Annotated in this window: 15 protein-coding genes; 3 read left to right on the forward strand and 12 right to left on the reverse strand. The window is 71.6% G+C overall.

All coding sequences use genetic code 11. The features are described 5' to 3' along the window. The 11 genes from pgi to uvrC all read right to left on the reverse strand — a co-directional run. Positions 1-1,080: glucose-6-phosphate isomerase (gene pgi, locus ACIQFU_RS21105; protein WP_402553450.1), on the reverse strand; the 1,080-nt coding region annotated here is incomplete at its 3' end. A 101-nt stretch (positions 1,081-1,181) separates the two neighbouring features. After that, the gene (locus tag ACIQFU_RS21110; RefSeq protein WP_003976875.1) at positions 1,182-1,517 is read right to left on the reverse strand and encodes an RNA polymerase-binding protein RbpA; all 336 of its coding nucleotides are present in this window, start codon (positions 1,515-1,517) and stop codon (positions 1,182-1,184) included. A gap of 213 nt (positions 1,518-1,730) precedes the next feature. Further along, positions 1,731-1,967, reverse strand: coding sequence for a preprotein translocase subunit SecG (gene secG, locus ACIQFU_RS21115; protein ID WP_402553452.1), 237 nt, complete (start codon positions 1,965-1,967; stop codon positions 1,731-1,733). A gap of 135 nt (positions 1,968-2,102) precedes the next feature. Next, complete coding sequence (tpiA, locus tag ACIQFU_RS21120) at positions 2,103-2,879, reverse strand: triose-phosphate isomerase (protein WP_402553453.1); 777 nt, start codon at positions 2,877-2,879, stop codon at positions 2,103-2,105. 5 nt (positions 2,880-2,884) lie between these two features. Then, a complete protein-coding gene (locus ACIQFU_RS21125; protein ID WP_402553455.1) occupies positions 2,885-4,096 on the reverse strand; it encodes a phosphoglycerate kinase in 1,212 nt (403 codons plus the stop codon). A 134-nt stretch (positions 4,097-4,230) separates the two neighbouring features. Continuing rightward, positions 4,231-5,241, reverse strand: a complete 1,011-nt coding sequence (gene gap, locus ACIQFU_RS21130) for a type I glyceraldehyde-3-phosphate dehydrogenase (RefSeq protein ID WP_402553457.1) — start codon at positions 5,239-5,241, stop codon at positions 4,231-4,233. Positions 5,242-5,468: 227 nt separating this feature from the next. Continuing rightward, positions 5,469-8,441: a M14 family zinc carboxypeptidase gene (locus ACIQFU_RS21135; RefSeq protein WP_402553459.1), complete on the reverse strand. Its 2,973-nt coding sequence runs from the start codon at positions 8,439-8,441 to the stop codon at positions 5,469-5,471. Positions 8,442-8,650: 209 nt separating this feature from the next. Further along, positions 8,651-9,643, reverse strand: coding sequence for a DNA-binding protein WhiA (whiA, locus tag ACIQFU_RS21140; RefSeq protein ID WP_402553461.1), 993 nt, complete (start codon positions 9,641-9,643; stop codon positions 8,651-8,653). Then, a complete protein-coding gene (yvcK, locus tag ACIQFU_RS21145) occupies positions 9,634-10,725 on the reverse strand; it encodes a uridine diphosphate-N-acetylglucosamine-binding protein YvcK (RefSeq protein WP_402553462.1) in 1,092 nt (363 codons plus the stop codon). The genes whiA and yvcK overlap by 10 nt, the downstream gene beginning before the upstream one ends. Positions 10,726-10,732: 7 nt before the next feature. Beyond that, entirely contained in the window at positions 10,733-11,749 is a 1,017-nt protein-coding gene (rapZ, locus tag ACIQFU_RS21150; RefSeq protein WP_402553465.1) for an RNase adapter RapZ, read from the reverse strand. Then, positions 11,746-13,878 (reverse strand): excinuclease ABC subunit UvrC, encoded by a 2,133-nt coding sequence (gene uvrC, locus ACIQFU_RS21155; protein ID WP_402553467.1) that lies wholly within the window; start codon positions 13,876-13,878, stop codon positions 11,746-11,748. Before uvrC ends, rapZ begins: the two co-directional genes overlap by 4 nt. Positions 13,879-14,248: 370 nt before the next feature. Between uvrC and ACIQFU_RS21160 the strand changes: the two genes are divergently transcribed. Beyond that, positions 14,249-15,193, forward strand: a complete 945-nt coding sequence (locus ACIQFU_RS21160) for a hypothetical protein (RefSeq protein WP_402553468.1) — start codon at positions 14,249-14,251, stop codon at positions 15,191-15,193. A 17-nt stretch (positions 15,194-15,210) separates the two neighbouring features. On the opposite strand, the gene ACIQFU_RS21165 is transcribed toward ACIQFU_RS21160, so the two are convergent. Then, positions 15,211-15,636 carry a Rieske 2Fe-2S domain-containing protein gene (locus ACIQFU_RS21165; protein ID WP_402553469.1) on the reverse strand — a complete coding sequence of 142 codons (426 nt, stop codon included), beginning with the start codon at positions 15,634-15,636 and terminating at the stop codon, positions 15,211-15,213. Positions 15,637-15,847: 211 nt separating this feature from the next. On the opposite strand from ACIQFU_RS21165, the gene ACIQFU_RS21170 reads away from it, so the two are divergent. Both ACIQFU_RS21170 and ACIQFU_RS21175 read left to right on the forward strand, forming a co-directional pair. After that, on the forward strand, positions 15,848-16,948 hold the full coding sequence (locus ACIQFU_RS21170) for a LacI family DNA-binding transcriptional regulator (protein ID WP_402553748.1): 1,101 nt from the start codon (positions 15,848-15,850) through the stop codon (positions 16,946-16,948). Beyond that, the gene (locus ACIQFU_RS21175; RefSeq protein ID WP_402553471.1) at positions 16,929-17,837 is read left to right on the forward strand and encodes a carbohydrate kinase; all 909 of its coding nucleotides are present in this window, start codon (positions 16,929-16,931) and stop codon (positions 17,835-17,837) included. The genes ACIQFU_RS21170 and ACIQFU_RS21175 overlap by 20 nt, the downstream gene beginning before the upstream one ends. Positions 17,838-17,947 lie beyond the last annotated feature (110 nt).

A 17,947-nucleotide genomic window follows, 5' to 3' on the forward strand; every position in this document is an offset into this window, starting at 1 on the left:
GTTGGACTCCATGTCCAGCTGCTGGAGGTACGCGGTGAACTTCGACAGGTAGTGCGAGTACGGCAGCACCGCGTGCGACTGCGCGCCCAGGAAGTTGCCGTACCAGACCCCCAACAGGCCCATCAGCAGAGGCACGTTGGACTCGGCGGGGGCGGTGCGGAAGTGTTCGTCGACCAGGTGGAAGCCGTCGAGCATCTCCCGGAAGCGGTCCGGGCCGATGGCGATCATCAACGACAGCCCGATGGCCGAGTCGAAGGAGTACCGGCCGCCGACCCAGTCCCAGAACTCGAACATGTTGGCCGTGTCGATGCCGAAGTCCGCGACCTTCCCGGCGTTGGTCGACAGCGCCACGAAGTGCCTGGCGACGGCGGCGTCGTCGCCCAGGGCGTCCAGCAGCCAGGTCCGGGCGGAGGTGGCGTTGGTGACCGTCTCGATGGTGGTGAAGGTCTTGGAGGCGATGACGAACAGCGTCTCGGCCGGGTCCAGGTCCCGGACCGCCTCGTGCAGGTCGGCGCCGTCCACGTTGGAGACGAAGCGGAGGGTGAGGGAGCGGTCGGTGAAGGCCCGCAGCGCCTCGTAGGCCATCGCGGGGCCCAGGTCCGAGCCGCCGATGCCGATGTTGACGACGTTCTTGATGCGCTTGCCGGTGTGGCCGGTCCACTCGCCGGAGCGGACCCGGTCGGCGAAGCCGGCCATCCTGTCCAGCACGGCGTGCACCTTGGGCACGACGTTCTCGCCGTCGACCTCGACCACCGCGTCCCCGGGGGCCCGCAGCGCGGTGTGCAGGACGGCCCGGTCCTCGGTGACGTTGATGCGCTCACCGCGGAACATGGCGTCGCGCAGCCCGAACACCTCGGTGGCGGCGGCCAGTTCACGCAGCAACCGCAGGGTCTCGTCGGTGGCGAGGTGCTTGGAGTGGTCGACGTACAGATCTCCCACGCGGAGCGTCCAGCCGGTGCCGCGCCCCGGGTCGGCGGCGAACAGCTCGCGCAGCCGCACGTCACCGAGTTGCTCGCGGTGCTTGGCCAGCGCGGCCCATTCGGGCGTCTGGTGGAGCCTGGTACGGCCGTCTGCGTTCATGTCGGACGTCAGCCTTCTTCCTTGGGGTGTCCCAGCTGTCCCGGCTGTACAGCTGTTCCAACCTAGATGATCAGGAGTGAAGGCGTCCGACGGAGACGGAACTAGATCTCGCCGCGCAGCTTGGCGAGTGCCTCGGCGAGAATCGCCTCGCCGTCCGCGTCGCTGCGGCGTTCGCGCACGTACGCGAGGTGGGTCTTGTAGGGCTCGGTGCGCGGCGGGTCGGGCGGGTTGTCCCGGTCCTGTCCGGCGGGGAAGCCGCAGCGCGGGCAGTCCCAGGTCTCCGGGACCTGGGCGTCGCTCGCGAAGCTCGGCTGTGTCTCGTGTCCATTGGAGCACCAGAAGGAGATGCGCAGACGCGGCGCGGACTCGCCGCGCTCGGCCTCGCCCATCGGCCCCGCCCCGACCCGGCTTCCCCGGATCGCGTTGCCACTTGCCACGGTCGTAACTCCCTGCGTGATGGTGCCGCGAAGCGAGTCGGCGTTTCGCTTCGCTGCGAGCGCCTCAGTCTACGTAAGGCCCAACGCGCGTCCAGTGATTGGAGTTACAAGCTCCGATGCTCAGACGCAAGCCCCATGATAGGCGGCGCCGTGGGGCGCGTACCGAACATGGGGCTTTACGTGCACAAGTGTGTGAAGGGTCGGTGCGACCGGTCAGTTGTTGGCCTTCATGATCAGGCCGAGCACCATGATGCACGCGAACCAGCACAGACCGACCACCACGGTGATCCGGTCGAGGTTGCGCTCGGCGACCGAGGAGCCGCCGACGGACGACTGCATGCCGCCACCGAACATGTCGGAGAGACCGCCGCCCTTCCCCTTGTGCATCAGCACCAGCAGCATCAGCAGCAGGCTGAAGACGATCAGGGCGATCGAGAACCCCAAAACCACGGCTGGACCAACTTCCTCGGATTCGGATGAACGACGGGGGCACGGTGACAGCACACCACCATGCCCCCGCAAGGGTACGACGTATCGCCGCTAGCGCATACTCACTGGTCGATCTGCCTCCCGACCGGGCGCCGGCTACTGGTCGCGGAATCGGACGATCTTGACGAACTCGTCCGAGTCCAGCGAGGCGCCGCCGACCAGGGCGCCGTCGATGTCGGGCTTCGCCATGATCTCGGCGACGTTGCCGGACTTGACGGAGCCGCCGTACTGGATGCGGACCCGGTCGGCCAGCTCCTGGGAGTACAGCTCGGCGAGCTTGCCGCGGATCGCCGCGCAGACCTCCTGGGCGTCGTCGGCGCCGCAGACCTTGCCGGTGCCGATGGCCCACACGGGCTCGTAGGCGATCACGACGGTCTCGGCCTGCTCGGCCGGGAGGTCCTTCAGACCGCCCTCGACCTGGGCGAGGGTGTGCTCGACGTGATTGCCCGCCTCGCGGACGTCCAGCTCCTCGCCGACGCACAGGATCGGGGTCAGGCCGTGCTTGTAGGCCGCCTTGACCTTGGCGTTCACGATCTCGTCGGTCTCGGCGTGGTACTGCCGACGCTCGGAGTGGCCGACGGCCACGTACGCGCACTTCAGCTTGGCCAGCATCGGGCCCGAGATCTCGCCGGTGTAGGCGCCGCCGTCGTGCGCGGAGATGTCCTGGGCACCGTACTTGATCTTGAGCTTGTCCCCGTCGACCAGGGTCTGCACGGAGCGCAGGTCGGTGAAGGGGGCGAGGACGGCGACCTCGACGGCGTCGTAGTCCTTGTCCGCGAGGGCGAAGGCGAGCTTCTGGACGTGGGCGATGGCCTCCAGGTGGTTGAGGTTCATCTTCCAGTTGCCCGCCATCAGCGGCGTGCGGGTGGTCATCGGGGTCAGTCCTCCAGTGCGGCGAGGCCGGGGAGCGTCTTGCCCTCGAGGTATTCGAGGGAGGCGCCGCCGCCGGTCGAGATGTGGCCGAATGCGTTCTCGTCGAAACCGAGCGTGCGCACGGCCGCGGCGGAGTCGCCGCCGCCGACCACGGTGAAGCCCGGGGCGTCGACGAGGGCCTGGGCGACCGCTTTGGTGCCCTCGGCGTAGTCGGGGTGCTCGAAGACGCCCATGGGCCCGTTCCAGAAGACGGTGCCGGCGTCGGCGAGCTTCGATGCGTACAGCGTGCAGGTCTCCGGACCGATGTCCAGACCCTCCTGGTCGGCCGGGATGGCGTCCGCGGCGACGGTGGTGGGGTTGGCCGGAGCCTTGGTCTTCAGGTCGGGGAACTCGGGCGCGACCAGGACGTCGACGGGCAGGACCAGTTCGACGCCGTTCTTCTCGGCGCGCTCGATGTACTCCTTGACCGCCGGGATCTGGTCCTCCTGGAGCAGGGAGATGCCGACCTCGTGCCCCTTGGCCTTGAGGAAGGTGTACGCCATGCCGCCGCCGATGAGGAGCCGGTCGGCCTTGCCGAGCAGCTGGTCGATCACGGCGAGCTTGTCGGAGACCTTGGCACCGCCGAGGGCGACCACGTACGGGCGCTTCACCTCGTCGGTCAGCTTCTTGAGCACGCCGACCTCGGTGGCGATGAGGTACCCGGCGTAGTGCGGCAGCCGCTTCGGCAGGTCGAAGACGGAGGCGTGCTTCCGGTGCACCGCGCCGAAGCCGTCGCCGACGTACACGTCCGCGAGGCCGGCGAGCCTGTCGGCGAAGGCGGCGCGCTCGGCGTCGTCCTTGCTGGTCTCGCCCGCGTTGAAGCGCAGGTTCTCGATGACGGCGACCCGGCCGTCGGCGAGGCCGGAGACGACGGCCTCGGCGGAGCTGCCGACCGTGTCCTCGGCGAAGGCGACGTCGGCGCCGAGGAGTTCACCGAGGCGGGCGGCGGCCGGGGCGAGGGAGAAGGCGGGGTCCGGGGCACCCTTGGGGCGGCCCAGGTGGGAGGCCACGATCACGCGGGCACCCGCGTCGGCCAGCGCCTTGACGGTGGGCACCACGGCGCGGATGCGGCCGTCGTCGGTGATGGTGGTGCCGTCCAGCGGGACGTTCAGGTCGGCGCGGACGAAGACGCGCTTGCCCGCGACGCCTTCGGAGAGCAGTTCGTCGATCGTCTTCAAGAGGGCTCCTGGGTTCTCGGATCGCTCGTGATCCTACGAGGGCTGGTCGCAGCGGACGCGACGCAGGGCCCGGACAGCGCGACCTTGCGCTGCCCGAGCCCTGCTACCGCATCGAGGTGCCTTGCTGAAGTCGATCAGAGCTGGTTGCCGACGAAGACCGTGAGGTCGACGAGGCGGTTCGAGTAGCCCCACTCGTTGTCGTACCAGCCGAGGATCTTCACCGACTTGCCGTCCTGGACCATCGTCATGGAGGAGTCGAAGGTGCAGGAGGCCGGGTCGCCGACGATGTCCGAGGACACGATCGGGTCCTCGGTGTAGAAGAGGAAGCCCTTGAGGTCGCCGCCGTCGGCGGCCTTCTTGAACGCGGCGTTGACCTCGTCCTTGGTGACCTCGCGCTGCAGCTCCACGACCAGGTCGGTGGCCGAGCCGGTGGGGACCGGGACGCGCATCGCGATGCCGTCGAGCTTGCCCTTGAGCTGCGGCAGGACCAGCGCGGTGGCCTTGGCGGCACCCGTGGTGGTCGGGATGATGTTCTCCGCGGCGGCGCGGGCGCGGCGCAGGTCCTTGTGCGGGAAGTCCAGGATGCGCTGGTCGTTGGTGTACGCGTGCACCGTCGTCATCAGACCCTTGACGATGCCGAAGTTCTCGTCGAGGACCTTGGCCATCGGCGCCACACAGTTGGTGGTGCAGGAGGCGTTGGAGATGACGTGGTGGTTCGCCGGGTCGTACTTGTCCTGGTTGACGCCCATCACGATGGTGATGTCCTCGTCCTTGGCCGGGGCCGAGATGAGGACCTTCTTCGCGCCACCCGCGATGTGCTTCTCGGCGTCCGCCTTCTTCGTGAAGATGCCGGTCGACTCGATCACGATGTCGACGCCCAGCTCGCCCCACGGGATGTCGGCCGGGTTGCGCTCGGAGAGGACCTTGATGGTCCTGCCGTCGACGGTGATGGTGTCCTCGGTGTGCGTGACCTCCTGCTTGAGGCGGCCGAGGATGGTGTCGTACTTCAGCAGATGGGCGGTGGTCGCGGTGTCACCCAGGTCGTTGACAGCCACGATCTCGATGTCCGCACCCTGCTCCAGCAGCGCGCGGAAGTAGTTGCGACCGATGCGGCCAAAGCCGTTGATGCCTACGCGGATCGTCACGAACCGATCTCCTCGTTGGTACGCCGGCCCGATGTGCCGGCGAGCTGTATTTGGGATGTCCCCGACCACCTCCGACCCTACCTCTCCACGGCGTCGGGGGTGACATCGAGACGGCCCATACCCGGCAGGGCGGTCCGTACCCGCCAGTAGGGGTACGGACCGCCCTGGGCGACGGGGACCGATCACCCGATTTCGCTACACCGTGTCAGTCCCCCGCGTACCGGAATTCACTCGTCCAGGGCACGCAGCGCCTGCCGGACCAGTGCCGCGCGGGCGGCCGGTCCGGAGAGGTGCTCCAGGCCGAATCCCAGCAGCACGGTGTCGTCCGTGGTGACCGCGCCGTAGGTCTGGAACAGGGTCCCGGTGCGGGTCCAGTCCTTCAGGACGGCGGGGCTGCCCTCAGGCGGTCCGGAGACCTGCCAGGCGCCCAGCGAGCTCTCGAAGCCCTCGGTCTGCGTCGCCGTGCCGCCGACGACCAGGGAGGCCTCGTCGGCCAGGACGCCCCGGCCGCCGCTGCCCGGGTCGGTGACGTAGGCGATCGACAGCTCGACGGACTTTCCGGCGTAGGCGCTCAGCTCGAACTCGACCTGCTTCCAGCCGCCGGAGGAGCCGGTGAGGCTGTTCCACCGGCCGGTCGTGCCGGTCGCGGTGCAGCCGTCGTCGGTCAGGGTGAGGTAGTGCCCGAGCCAGGGGTGCCCGGCCAGGTAGAACCCGGCAGCGCACTCGGCGGGTACGGCCGTGCCGGTGGCGCCGTTCGCCTCGGGCAGCGTGGTCCAGTCGTCGGCGCCGGTGGTGTGCGCCTCGATCAGGGCGTTGTCGTAGCCGCGCTCGGTGTCCCACAGCAGCTGGGTGCGGAGCGTGGGGCGGTCGGCGGCGGTGACATCGGTGAGGTCGACGGTGCGGGTGAGGCGCTTGTAGGCGTCGTCGGTGTGGACGGCGGCGGCCATCCACTCTCCCGCGTAGGGCCCGTACGGGTTGACCGTCCCGGCGAACTCGCCGGCGCCCGCGCTCGCGAACTGCGGGTAGGTGCCGGGGTCCAGCTCGTCAGAGGTCACGCTGTAGGCGCCGGCGGCGTCCAGCGGGTTGCCGGGGGCGTCGCCGAGCGTGCCGCCGGCCTCGGCGAGCCTGCCGGAGCCGGTGAAGCCGGTGGCGCCGGAGGTGGCGGTGCGGGTGTAGGCGCCCAGGTAGTACTGGCTGAAGTCGTCGGACAGGGTGCCGCCGCCGAGGTCGACGTCGCCGCCCGCCTGCTCACCGGCCTCGATCAGCTTGCCGCCCTCGTTCAGGAAGGCGCGCAGCTGGAGCTGGGTGGCGTTGCCGGGCACCGCGGCGCCCGTGTAGTGGACGACGGTGCCGAAGTGGCCGAGGACGCCGAGCGCGTCGGGAGCGCCCTGCGTGGCGACGTCCCAGACGGCGGCGCGGTGGCCGGTGGCCTTGAGCGCGTCCACGTACGTCCGGGTCTGCGTGGCCTTCGCGCCCTCCTCGGCGACGACGAGGACGTCGGCGCGGGGCCGCTCGGCGACCTTGTACGTGAAGTGCTCGCTCTCGGTGCGCTTGCCGTTCCGGTCGTGGCTTCCCCGCGGCGTCCGGCCGCTGAACCAGACCTCGACGCGGTCGCCGGGGCCCGCGCCCCCGACCTCGGCCCGGTACTCGTCGAAGTAGAGGTTGTCCTCGCCGCCGTAGGTCTCGCCGCCCCGCCAGGGCCGCAGCGCCGTGTGGTGGGTGCGTCCGCCGTTGACGCGGTACCTCAGCTCCTTGTCGCGCACGGACTTGCGGACGACGACGGAGACGTCCTGGTCGGCGCCGCGCGCATAGGAGGTGGTGAAGGGGGCCGGGGTGAAGTCGGCGGCGTCCAGACCGACCGAGGAGGACGGCCGGTCGGGGTGGGCGGCGGTCTCGGCGACGGAGAGCGCGAACGGGATGTTCTTGGTGAACTCCTGCTGGATCAGCTTCTCGTCGTCGGGGAAGTTGAAGCCCGACCGGCAGTCCCGCGCGTTCCACTGGTCGTCGGGGTCCACGTCGGAGGCCGTCTGGCAGGTCGACATCTCCGGGGTGAACATCGCCATCCCGTTGACGTTGGCCGCGTGCCCGTCGGCCTCGCCGTTGGTGGTGTACAGCTCCGAGGAGACCTGCGGGTGGTAGCCGGGGATCGCGGAGTCGTCGGGCGTGCCGGCCAGTGCCTTGTAGAGGACGTCGTCCGGGGTGCCGGTGGCCACCTGCCAGCCGACGCCGTAGAGGAGGAGTTCGGCGGCGGAGTGGTAGTTGATGCCGTACGTGAAGCCGATCCGCTTCTGGAAGGCGTCCAGCGCCTTGGTCTCGGGCTCGGAACCGGGGCTCGCGCCGCGGTAGGTCTCGCTGGTGGGGTTGGGGGACGAGCCCTCGTCGTCGTAGCCCCACTTGTAGGCGAAGTTGCGGTTGAGGTCGACGCCGTCGCCGGTGCCGATGACGCCGTCGCCGTTGACGTCGCGCAGGTTCTTGCGCCAGAGGCGGTTCTCGGTGCTCTCGAAGGTGTAGTCGTAGCCGTCGGGGTTGGCCGACAGGACGAACCACAGCTCGGTGGAGTCGACGATCTTCCTGATCCGCCGGTCCTTCTTGTAGTTGTCCAGGTAGTGGTGCATCAGCCGCCGGGTCATCTCCGGGGTGATCCACTCGCGCGCGTGCTGGTTGGACATGTAGAGGACGGAGGGCTTGGAGCCGTCCTTCGTCTTCTTCGCCTGCTTGGTGAGCTTGAGCGCCAGGATGTCCTGGCCCTTCACGGTCTTCCCGATGGAGACGACCTTGGTGAGCGCGGGGTTCTCCTGGGCGGTGCGCAGGATCTCCTCGCGCAGGCCGCCGCTGCCGCTGTAGGGGCGGAAGACGCCGTCCGCGGCGCTCGCGACCCGCTTCCGGGCCTGGGCGGACAGGGTGTGCTCGGTGAGGTCGACGCCCTGTTTCTCCAGGGTGCCGGCCTGTTTCCCGGTGAGGTAGAGCTCGACGGCGGCCGTACCGCGGTCGGGTACCTGCTCGCCGAGTTCGTGGCCGTCCTGTCCGGCGGCCAGCAGCAGGGGTACCTGCTCCTTGGTGACGTCGGCGCGGAAGACCTTCACTTCGTTCGCGTCCGGGGTCGCCGGGTCCGCGGGCTGTGCCTGGGCGACGGGTGCGAAGCCCGCTCCGCCGATCAGGAGCGCGCCGACGGCGAGGATCGATCTCGCTCTTCGTCTCATGAAACCCCCTGGGTGGGGCCTGTCCGACAGGCCTGGGTCCGCCACGGCGGCGAACAGATGCCAGGCTCATGACAGCCCATGATCGAGTCAAGAGCGCGGCAGGGACACGCGAAAGCCGGTGCCGGTCACCCAAGTGGGCGTCGGCACCGGCGTGTTGGCGGTCGCGTTCGAGGGGGCTGCGTCACCGGCCGTCCTCGGTCCGGTCTCGCTCAGCCGACCAGGTTGTCGGCCATCTCCTCCTCGCCGAGGTTGGCGTCCGTGCCGGCGATGCCGAGGTCCGAGGCCCGCTTGTCGGCCATGGCCAGCAGTCGGCGGATGCGTCCGGCGACGGCGTCCTTGGTCAGCGGCGGGTCGGCGAGGGCGCCCAGCTCCTCCAGGGAGGCCTGCTTGTGCTCCATGCGCAGCCGGCCCGCGGCGGCGAGGTGCTCGGGCACGTCGTCGGCGAGGATCTCCAGCGCGCGCTGGACGCGGGCCCCGGCGGCGACGGCCGCGCGGGCGGAGCGGCGCAGGTTGGCGTCGTCGAAGTTGGCGAGCCGGTTGGCGGTGGCGCGTACCTCGCGCCGCAGCCTGCGCTCCTCCCAGGCCAGCACCGAGTCGTGCGCGCCGAGCCGGGTGAGCAGCGCGCCGATCGCGTCGCCGTCGCGGACCACCACCCGGTCGACGCCGCGCACCTCGCGGGCCTTGGCGGGGATCGACAGCCGGCGGGCGGCGCCGACCAGGGCGAGCGCCGCCTCGGGACCCGGGCAGGTCACCTCCAGGGAGGAGGAGCGGCCGGGCTCGGTGAGCGAGCCGTGCGCCAGGAAGGCTCCGCGCCAGGCGGCCTCGGCGTCGCAAGTGGCCCCCGAGACCACCTGCGGCGGCAGACCCCGGATCGGGCGGCCCCGGCCGTCCACCAGGCCGGTCTGCCGGGCCAGCTGGTCACCGCCCGCGACCACCCGTACGACGTAACGCGAACCGCGGCGCAGCCCGCCCGGCGCCATCACGATCAGCTCCGAGCTGTGCCCGAAGATCTCCAGGATGTCCTGCTTGAGCCGGCGGGCCGCCCGCGCGGTGTCCAGCTCCGCCTCGATCACGATGCGCCCGCTCACCAGGTGAAGGCCGCCGGCGAACCGCAGGACGGCGGAGACCTCCGCCTTTCTGCAGCAGGTCCGGGTGACGGGGAGCCGGGAGATCTCGTCCTTCACCGCTGCCGTCATCGCCATGGGCCGATCCTTCCATGCATCCGAAAAATACGGTCGTACGCGGCGGCCAGCAGCTCCGGGTCGTGCCTCGGGGTCCCGTCGGTCCGGGCGACCGGAGCCAGTTCGACCGCGGCGCCGAACCGTTTCGCGGCGTCGGTGAGCGAGTCACGGTCGGGCACGGCGGCCTCGTCGGCCAGCACCACGTCCAGGGCGAGTTTAGGGGCGTGTCGTCCCAAAACCTCCAAATGACGCTGCGGTGAGAAGCCCTCAGTTTCTCCGGGCTGCGGGGCGAGGTTCAGCGAGAGCACCCGGCGCGCCTTCGTCTCGACCAGCGCGTCCAGCAGGTCCGGCACGAGCAGGTGCGGGATGACCGAGGAGAACCAGGAGCCGGGGCCCAGGACCACCCAGTCGGCGTCCAGGACGGCGTCGACCGCGTCGGGGACGGCCGGCGGGTCGCTGGGCACCAGGTGCACGGACTGCACCTCGCCGGGTGTGAGCGCCACGGTGGCCTGTCCCCGTACGGTGTCCACCGCGTCGGGCCGCTCCGGGTCGTGGCCCCTGACCAGGGCCTGGAGCTCCAGCGGGACGGCGGACATGGGCAGCACCCGGCCGTGCGCGCCGAGCAGCTTGCCCACCAGGTCCAGTGCCTGGACGTGGTCGCCGAGCTGCTCCCACAGGGCGACGATCAGCAGATTGCCGACCGCGTGCTCGTGCAGGTCGCCCTGGGACTGGAAGCGGTGCTGGATGACGCGGGCCCAGGTCTGGCCCCAGTCGTCGTCGCCGCACAGCGCGGCCAGCGCCTTGCGCAGGTCGCCGGGCGGCAGGACGCCCAGCTCGTCGCGCAGGCGTCCGCTGGAGCCGCCGTCGTCGGCGACGGTGACCACGGCGGTGAGGTCGCCGGTGATCCGGCGCAGTGCGGCGAGCGAGGCGGACAGGCCCATGCCGCCGCCGAGGGCGACGACCTTGGGCTGGGCGCCCCGGCGGCGCGGCTTGGCGCCGCGCGCGTGTTCGGGCCGGGCGGCGCGGGCGTCGGCGGGTCTGCCGCCGCGGCCCTCGGGCACCACCCGGCGCAGCCTGCTCAGCCGCGGAGTACGTCCTGTCATTCTCCTGTCATTCCCGTCCCATGTCCCGGTGGACGACCACCGTCTCCACGCCCTCGGCGGCGAGCCGGGCGGCGAGCTTCTCCGACATGGCCACGGACCGGTGCTTGCCGCCGGTGCAGCCGACGGCGACGGTCACATAGCGCTTGCCCTCCCGACGGTAGCCCGCGGCGATCAGCTGCAGCAGCTCGGCATAGCGGTCGAGGAACTCCTTGGCCCCCGGCTGGTTGAGGACGTAACTCGAGACCTCCTCGTTGAGGCCGGTGAAGGGGCGCAGCTCCGGGACCCAGTGCGGGTTGGGCAGGAAGCGCATGTCGACGACGAGGTCGGCGTCGACGGGGAGGCCGTACTTGAAGCCGAAGGACATCACCGTGGCCCGCAGCTCGGGCTCCTCCTCGCCGGCGAACTGGGCGTCCATCTTGGCGCGCAGTTCGTGCACGTTGAGGCTGGAGGTGTCGATCACCAGGTCGGCGTCGCCGCGCAGCTCGCGCAGCAGCTCGCGCTCGGCGGCGATGCCGTCGACGATGCGGCCGTCACCCTGGAGGGGGTGCGGGCGGCGCACCGACTCGAAGCGGCGCACCAGGGCGTCGTCGGAGGACTCCAGGAAGACGATCCGGCGGGTGACGCCGCGGGCGTCGAGGTCCGCGAGCGATTCGCGCAGGTTGTCGAAGAAGCGCCGGCCGCGGACGTCGACGACCACCGCGATGCGGGCCACGTTGCCCTGGGAGCGGGCGCCCAGCTCCACCATCGTGGGGATCAGCGCGGGCGGGAGGTTGTCGACGACGAACCAGCCCAGGTCCTCCAGACACTTGGCGGCCGTCGAGCGGCCGGCCCCGGACATGCCGGAGATGATCACCAGCTCGGGGATGGCCGCCTCGTGCGCCCCGGCTGTTTCCTTGCCCGTACTCACCTGTGCTCCGTCGTTGCGGGTCTGTTCTCGTTCCGCTGTGCGCCGCGTCTGTTCCTGTTCGGCCGCGGGCTGTGCCTGTTCTCGTTCCGCTGCGGTCCGTGCCTCGTGCTCGGTCATCTCTCCTGCCCCCGTCGTTCGTCCGGGGTGCCCGCGGACACGGGCTCCCCCGGGGCATCCGCCGTCGTCTCGGGTGCCCCGTCGTCGTCATCCATGATCTCTCCGGTCGCCGTGTTCACGGCGGGCGCGGCCGGGGTGGCCCCGGCCAGCGCCACGGCGACGGTCTCGGCCGTCTTGCGGCCTATGCCGGGCACCTCGCAGATCTGGTCGATCGTCGCGGCCCTCAGCCTCTTCACCGAACCGAAGTGCTTGATCAGCGCCTGCTTGCGGGTCTCCCCCAGGCCGGGCACGTCGTCCAGCGGGCCGGCGCGGAAGCGTTTGGCGCGCTTGGCGCGCTGGTAGGTGATCGCGAAGCGGTGGGCCTCGTCGCGCACCCGCTGCAGCAGGTAGAGGCCCTCGCTGGTGCGGGGCAGGACGACCGGGTCGTCCTCGCGGGGCAGCCAGACCTCCTCCAGGCGCTTGGCGAGACCGCACACGGCGATGTCGTCGATGCCCAGGTCGTCGAGAGCCCGCTGGGCGGCCGCGACCTGTGGCTGTCCGCCGTCGACGACGACGAGCTGCGGCGGGTACGCGAAGCGCCTGGGCCGGCCGTCGTCGTCCTTGAGCGCCGGACCCTGGGTGAGCGCCTCGCCGTCGTCCGGGGCCGTGCCGCCCTCCGTGCCGGCTTCGCCGTCGGTGCGCTGCTCGCCGTCGGTGAGTCCCTCGCCGTCCGCCCACTCGCCGGTCTTCTCCTTCTCGGCGAGGTAGCGGCGGAAGCGGCGGGTGATGACCTCGTGCATGGAACGGACGTCGTCCTGTCCCTCGAAGCTCTTGATCTGGAACCGCCGGTATTCGCTCTTGCGGGCCAGTGCGTCCTCGAAGACGACCATGGAGGCCACCACGTCGTCGCCCTGGAGGTGCGAGATGTCGTAGCACTCGATGCGCAGCGGGGCGCTGTCGAGGTCGAGGGCCTCGGCGATCTCCTCCAGCGCGCGCGAGCGTGTGGTCAGGTCGGAGGCGCGCTTGGTCTTGTGCAGGACGAGGGCCTGCTGGGCGTTGCGCTGGACGGTCTCCATCAGCGCCTTCTTGTCGCCGCGCTGCGGGATGCGCAGCGACACACCCGACCCGCGGCGCTCGGTCAGCCACTGCTGGACGGGCTCGACCGGGTCGGGCAGGGCGGGGACCAGGACCTCCTTGGGCACGGCGTCCCCGCTCTCCTCGCCGTACAGCTGCTGGAGGGCGTGCTCGACGAGGGCGCCGGTGGTGATCTCCTCCACCTTGTCGGTGACCCAGCCGCGCTGGCCGCGCACGCGTCCGCCGCGCACGTGGAAGATCTGGACGGCGGCCTCCAGCTCGTCCTCGGCGACCGCGATCAGATCGGCGTCGGTGGCGTCGGCGAGCACGACCGCGCTCTTCTCCATCGCCTTCTTCAGGGCCCCGATGTCGTCGCGCAGGCGCGCCGCCCGCTCGTACTCCATCTCCTCCGCGGCGTCGGCCATCTGCCGCTCCAGGCGGCGCAGGTAGGTGCCGGTGCGGCCGGCCATGAAGTCGCAGAACTCGTCCGCCAGGTCCCAGTGGTCGTCGGGCGTGATGCGGCCGACGCAGGGGGCGGAGCACTTGCCGATGTAGCCGAGCAGACAGGGGCGGCCGGTACGGGCGGCGTTCTTGAAGACGCCCGTGGAGCAGGTGCGCACCGGGAAGACGCGCAGCAGGAGGTCGACCGTGTCGCGGATCGCCCAGGCGTGGCCGTAGGGCCCGAAGTAGCGCACGCCCTTCTTCTTGTGGCCGCGCATCACCTGGACGCGCGGGAACTCCTCGTTCATCGTCACCGCGAGGTAGGGGTAGCTCTTGTCGTCGCGGTACTTGACGTTGAACCGGGGGTCGTACTCCTTGATCCAGGAGTACTCCAGCTGCAGTGCCTCGACCTCCGTGGACACGACCGTCCACTCCACGGACGCGGCCGTGGTGACCATGGTGCGGGTGCGGGGGTGCAGGTGCGCCAGGTCCTGGAAGTAGTTCGCCAGGCGCTGGCGCAGGCTCTTCGCCTTTCCGACGTAGATCACCCGGCGGTGCTCGTCACGGAACCTGTACACCCCCGGGGAGTCCGGGATCTCTCCCGGCCTGGGGCGGTAGCTGGAGGGGTCGGCCATGACTCACACCCTACTGGCGCGGACCGACACTTCGGCGGGGCTGTGGACGACGGGCCGGACCCCCTGTGGACAGCCGCCGGGGAGGACCGCGGGCAGCCGGGGGAAGGGCCGGGGAAGACGGTGCGGGACCGGACGGTCACGGCGGGTGGCCCCCGGGAGGGCGGGCCGGTGCGTTCTCGGCCAGGAGCGCGTGACGGTCGGGCGTCAGGTGTTGTCGGGACTTGGGCAACACGCTTCAATGCGGGGGGACTCGGGGCCTGAAGCGCGGCGTACGGATGTGAAGAGCTCTGCACCGCGACCGGGGGCGGCCCCGGCCGATCCGTGTCGACGGTCTGACCAGCCGTCGTGAACTTCACAGAAGGGCCCCTGCATGCCGCACGCCACACAGCACGCGGACGTCGCCACCGCTCAGCTCGACTCGGCCCTGCGCTGTGGCCCCTTCCACGTCGCGCTGCGTGCGGCGATCGCCGCCCGCGGACTGCCGCTGCAGCGCGTGCAGCACCATCTGTCGCGCCTCGGGGTGAAGGTGGGCGTCACGAGTCTGAGCTACTGGCAGCAGGGTGCCCGGCGTCCGCAGCGTCCGGAGTCCCTGCGGGCCGTGCGGGCCCTGGAGGAGATACTCCAGCTGCCCGAGGAGTCGCTGATACGCCTGCTCGCCGACTCGGAGGCCGCGGACCGGCGGCCCGCCGGCCGCTCCTACCGCGCCCATCTGGCTGCCTCGGGCGTCCTGGACGGGCTGCTGACGGAACTGGGACACCCGTCTCCGGACGGCGGGGTGCACACCCTCGGGCACCACGAACGGATCCGTGTCGGGTCGGGCCGTGAGCTGGCGGAGCGCGAGTCGCACCTCATCGTCCGCGCCCACCGGGACGGCGTCGACCGCTTCCTCGCCGTCCACTACGGCGATCCGGGGTGCGTCCCCGCGCGGATGACCGTCCACGCCCTGGAGAACTGCCGCACGGGGCGGGTGCGCGTCCACCACGAGACCGGTCTGCTCGTCACCGAGCTGCTCTTCGACACGCGGCTGGGGGTCGGCGACACCCATCTCTTCCGCTACGGCGTCGAGGACGGCACGGCCGGTGTGTCGCGCGAGTACGTCCGCGGGTTCGGTACGGCGGGCGGGCAGTACGCGCTCCAGGTGCGGTTCGACGCCGCGGCCCTGCCGGTGCGCTGCCACCGGTTCACGCAGCACTCCCCGGCGGCACCGCGCGGCGGCCGGCAGGAGCTGGCGCTCAGCGGGCGGCACCACTCGGTGCACCTGGTGGAGCCGCGGGTCAGGTCGGGCATGCTGGGGATCGGCTGGGACTGGGAGTAGGACGCCGGCCCCGCCGGTCAGGTCCCCGGGCTCGCGACGATCCGGCCCTGCTTCACCTCGACCGGCAGCTCGATGAGCGGCACGGTCGCGGGGGCGTGCAGCACCTCGCCGGTACGGGCGTCGAACTCGCTGCCGTGGCAGCCGCAGACGAGCTTGGTCCCCTCCAGTTTCTTGATGGGGCAGCCCGCGTGCGTGCACACCGTGCTGAACGCCTTCAGGGAGCCGTCCCCGGCCCGGCTGACCACCACGTTCCCGTCCGGGAAGAGCTTGGTCGCGCCCTTGGCGACCTCGCCGTCCGCGCCGAGGTCCACGGGTGCGGTCGGCCTGGCCGGGGCGGCGCCGTCGTCGCCCGGGGAGCAGGCGGCCAGACCGAGTCCGGCGACGGGCGTGGCGGCCGCCGAACGCAGGACGGTACGGCGACTCGGGGCGGGGCGGCCGGGCATGGGGGTCTCCACTGGTCGGGGCGGGGCGGGGTGCGCCGCACGGCGACGATATCGGGCCGGCCGGGCGGTTCCGCAGGCCGGGTGGCGTGCCGGGCGGCCCGCGGCGGACGTCGTGAACCGGCGTGCGTAAACGCTTGCGCAAGCGTTTACGCGCCCATGGCGCATGGGGTACGGTCCGGCCAACGCGACCGTGGGCGAAGGGGGTGTGGCGGTGCCGACCATGGCCGATGTCGCGCGGAGCGCCGGGGTCTCCGTGGCGACCGTCTCGCACGTGCTCAACGACACCCGCCCGGTGCTGCCGCACACCCGCCGGGCGGTGCTCGACGCCGTCGAGGAGCTGGGCTACACCCCGAACACCCTCGCCCGTTCCCTGGTGACCTCCCGCACCCGCTCCATCGGGCTCGCGGTGTCCGCGATCAGCAACCCGTACTTCACGGAGATTCTCCAGGGCGTCGAGGCCGGCGCCCTGGAACACGGTTACGGCCTGCTCATCGCCGATCCGCACGACGACCCCGGGCACGAGCGCAAGGTCGTCCAGCTGCTGCACGAGCGGCGCGTGGACGGCATGATCGTCGCGCCCTCCGCCGACCCCCGGGACCTCGTCGCCTACCTCACGCGCCACCGGGTGCCGGCCGTGTTCCTCGACCGGGTCGTCGACGTGCCGGACGCCGAGGGCGCCCCGCGCTTCGACCAGGTCTGCGCCGAGGGCGCCGAGCCGACGACCGCACTGGTGTACCACCTGGCCGGGCTGGGCCACCGGCGGATCGGCCTGGTCGCGGGCCGGCCGGGCCTCAGCACGACCCGCGAGCGGATCACCGGGTACCGGCACGGCCTCGCCGCCGCCGGGCTCCCTCACGACGAGCGGCTACTGGTCCACGGCGACTCCGAGGCGGCGGGCGGTGAACGGGCCACGGCGCGACTGCTGTCCCTGGCGGTGCCGCCCACCGCCCTGGTCACCGCCAACAACGCGATGACCATCGGCGCCCTGCGCGCCGTCCGTGAGCGGGGTCTGTCCGTGCCCGGAGACCTCGCGCTGTGCTGTTTCGACGACTTCGCCTGGGCGGACCTCTTCTCGCCCCGGCTCACCGCCGTCGCCCAGCCCAGCAGGGACATCGGCGCGCGGGCCGTACGGCTGCTGCTCGACCGCCTCGCCGAGCCGGACCGGCCCGCGCGGACCGTACGGCTGCCCTGCTCCTTCGTCCACCGCACCTCCTGCGGCTGCGCCGCGCAGCCCGGGCGGTTCTCCGGCCGTCCGGAAGAGCCCATGCCAAGGCCCACGAAAGGACCCTCCCGTGATCGTCGTCGCCGGTGAGGCACTGATCGACCTGGTACCGCAGGGCACGGGTGCCCTCGCCGCGCTGCGGCCCGCGCTCGGCGGCGGTCCGTACAACACCGCCGTCGCCCTGGGCCGCCTGGGATCGGCCGCCGCGTTCTGCTCCCGGGTGTCGTACGACGCCTTCGGCGAGGCGCTCCTCGACCGGCTGCGCGAGACCGGCGTGGACGTCTCGCCGGTGCAGCGCGGGACCGAGCCGACGACCCTCGCCGTGGCCTCACTCGACGTGGACGGCTCGGCGGCGTACACCTTCTACGTGGACGGGACGGCCGACCGGCTGTTCTCGCTGCCCGCGGGTTTGCCGCCCGGCACGCGGGCCGTCTCCTTCGGGACCTGTTCGCTGGTGCTGGAGCCGGGCGCGAGCGCGTACGGGGAGCTGTTGCGCGAGACGGCCGCGCGGGGCGTGTTCACGGCCCTGGACCCGAACATCCGGGCCGGGCTGATTCCGGACCCGGACGCCTACCGGGCCAGGTTCAAGAGCTGGCTGCCGTCGGTGTCGCTGCTGAAGCTGTCCGCCGAGGACGCCGAGTGGCTCGGCGGCACGCCCCGGGAGTGGCTCGCGGCGGGCCCGGCCGCGGTCGTGGTCACCCGGGGCGGCGACGGGCTGACGGCGTTCACCCGTGACGGGGGCGAGTACACGGTGCCGGGCGAGCGCGTCGAGGTGGTGGACACCATCGGCGCGGGCGACACGGTGAACGCGGCACTGCTGCACGGCCTCGCGGAACGGGATGCCCTGGGCGACGCGGCCGTGGCCGCCCTGGGTGCGGACGGCTGGGCCGGGCTGCTGGGCTTCGCCGCCCGCGCGGCGGCGGTCACCTGTTCCCGCGCGGGCGCGGAACCGCCGTACGCCCATGAAGTCACCGTCTGACGCCACTGTTCGACGACGCGGTCGTCGGACGCGGTACGGCACCGGCAGCGCCACCGGCTGCTGAGCGCCGGGCCGCATGCGAACGGCGGCGGGGCCCCGCGGATGATCCC

The organism is Streptomyces sp. NPDC093065 (assembly GCF_044754585.1).
In the GTDB taxonomy this organism is placed as follows: domain Bacteria; phylum Actinomycetota; class Actinomycetes; order Streptomycetales; family Streptomycetaceae; genus Streptomyces.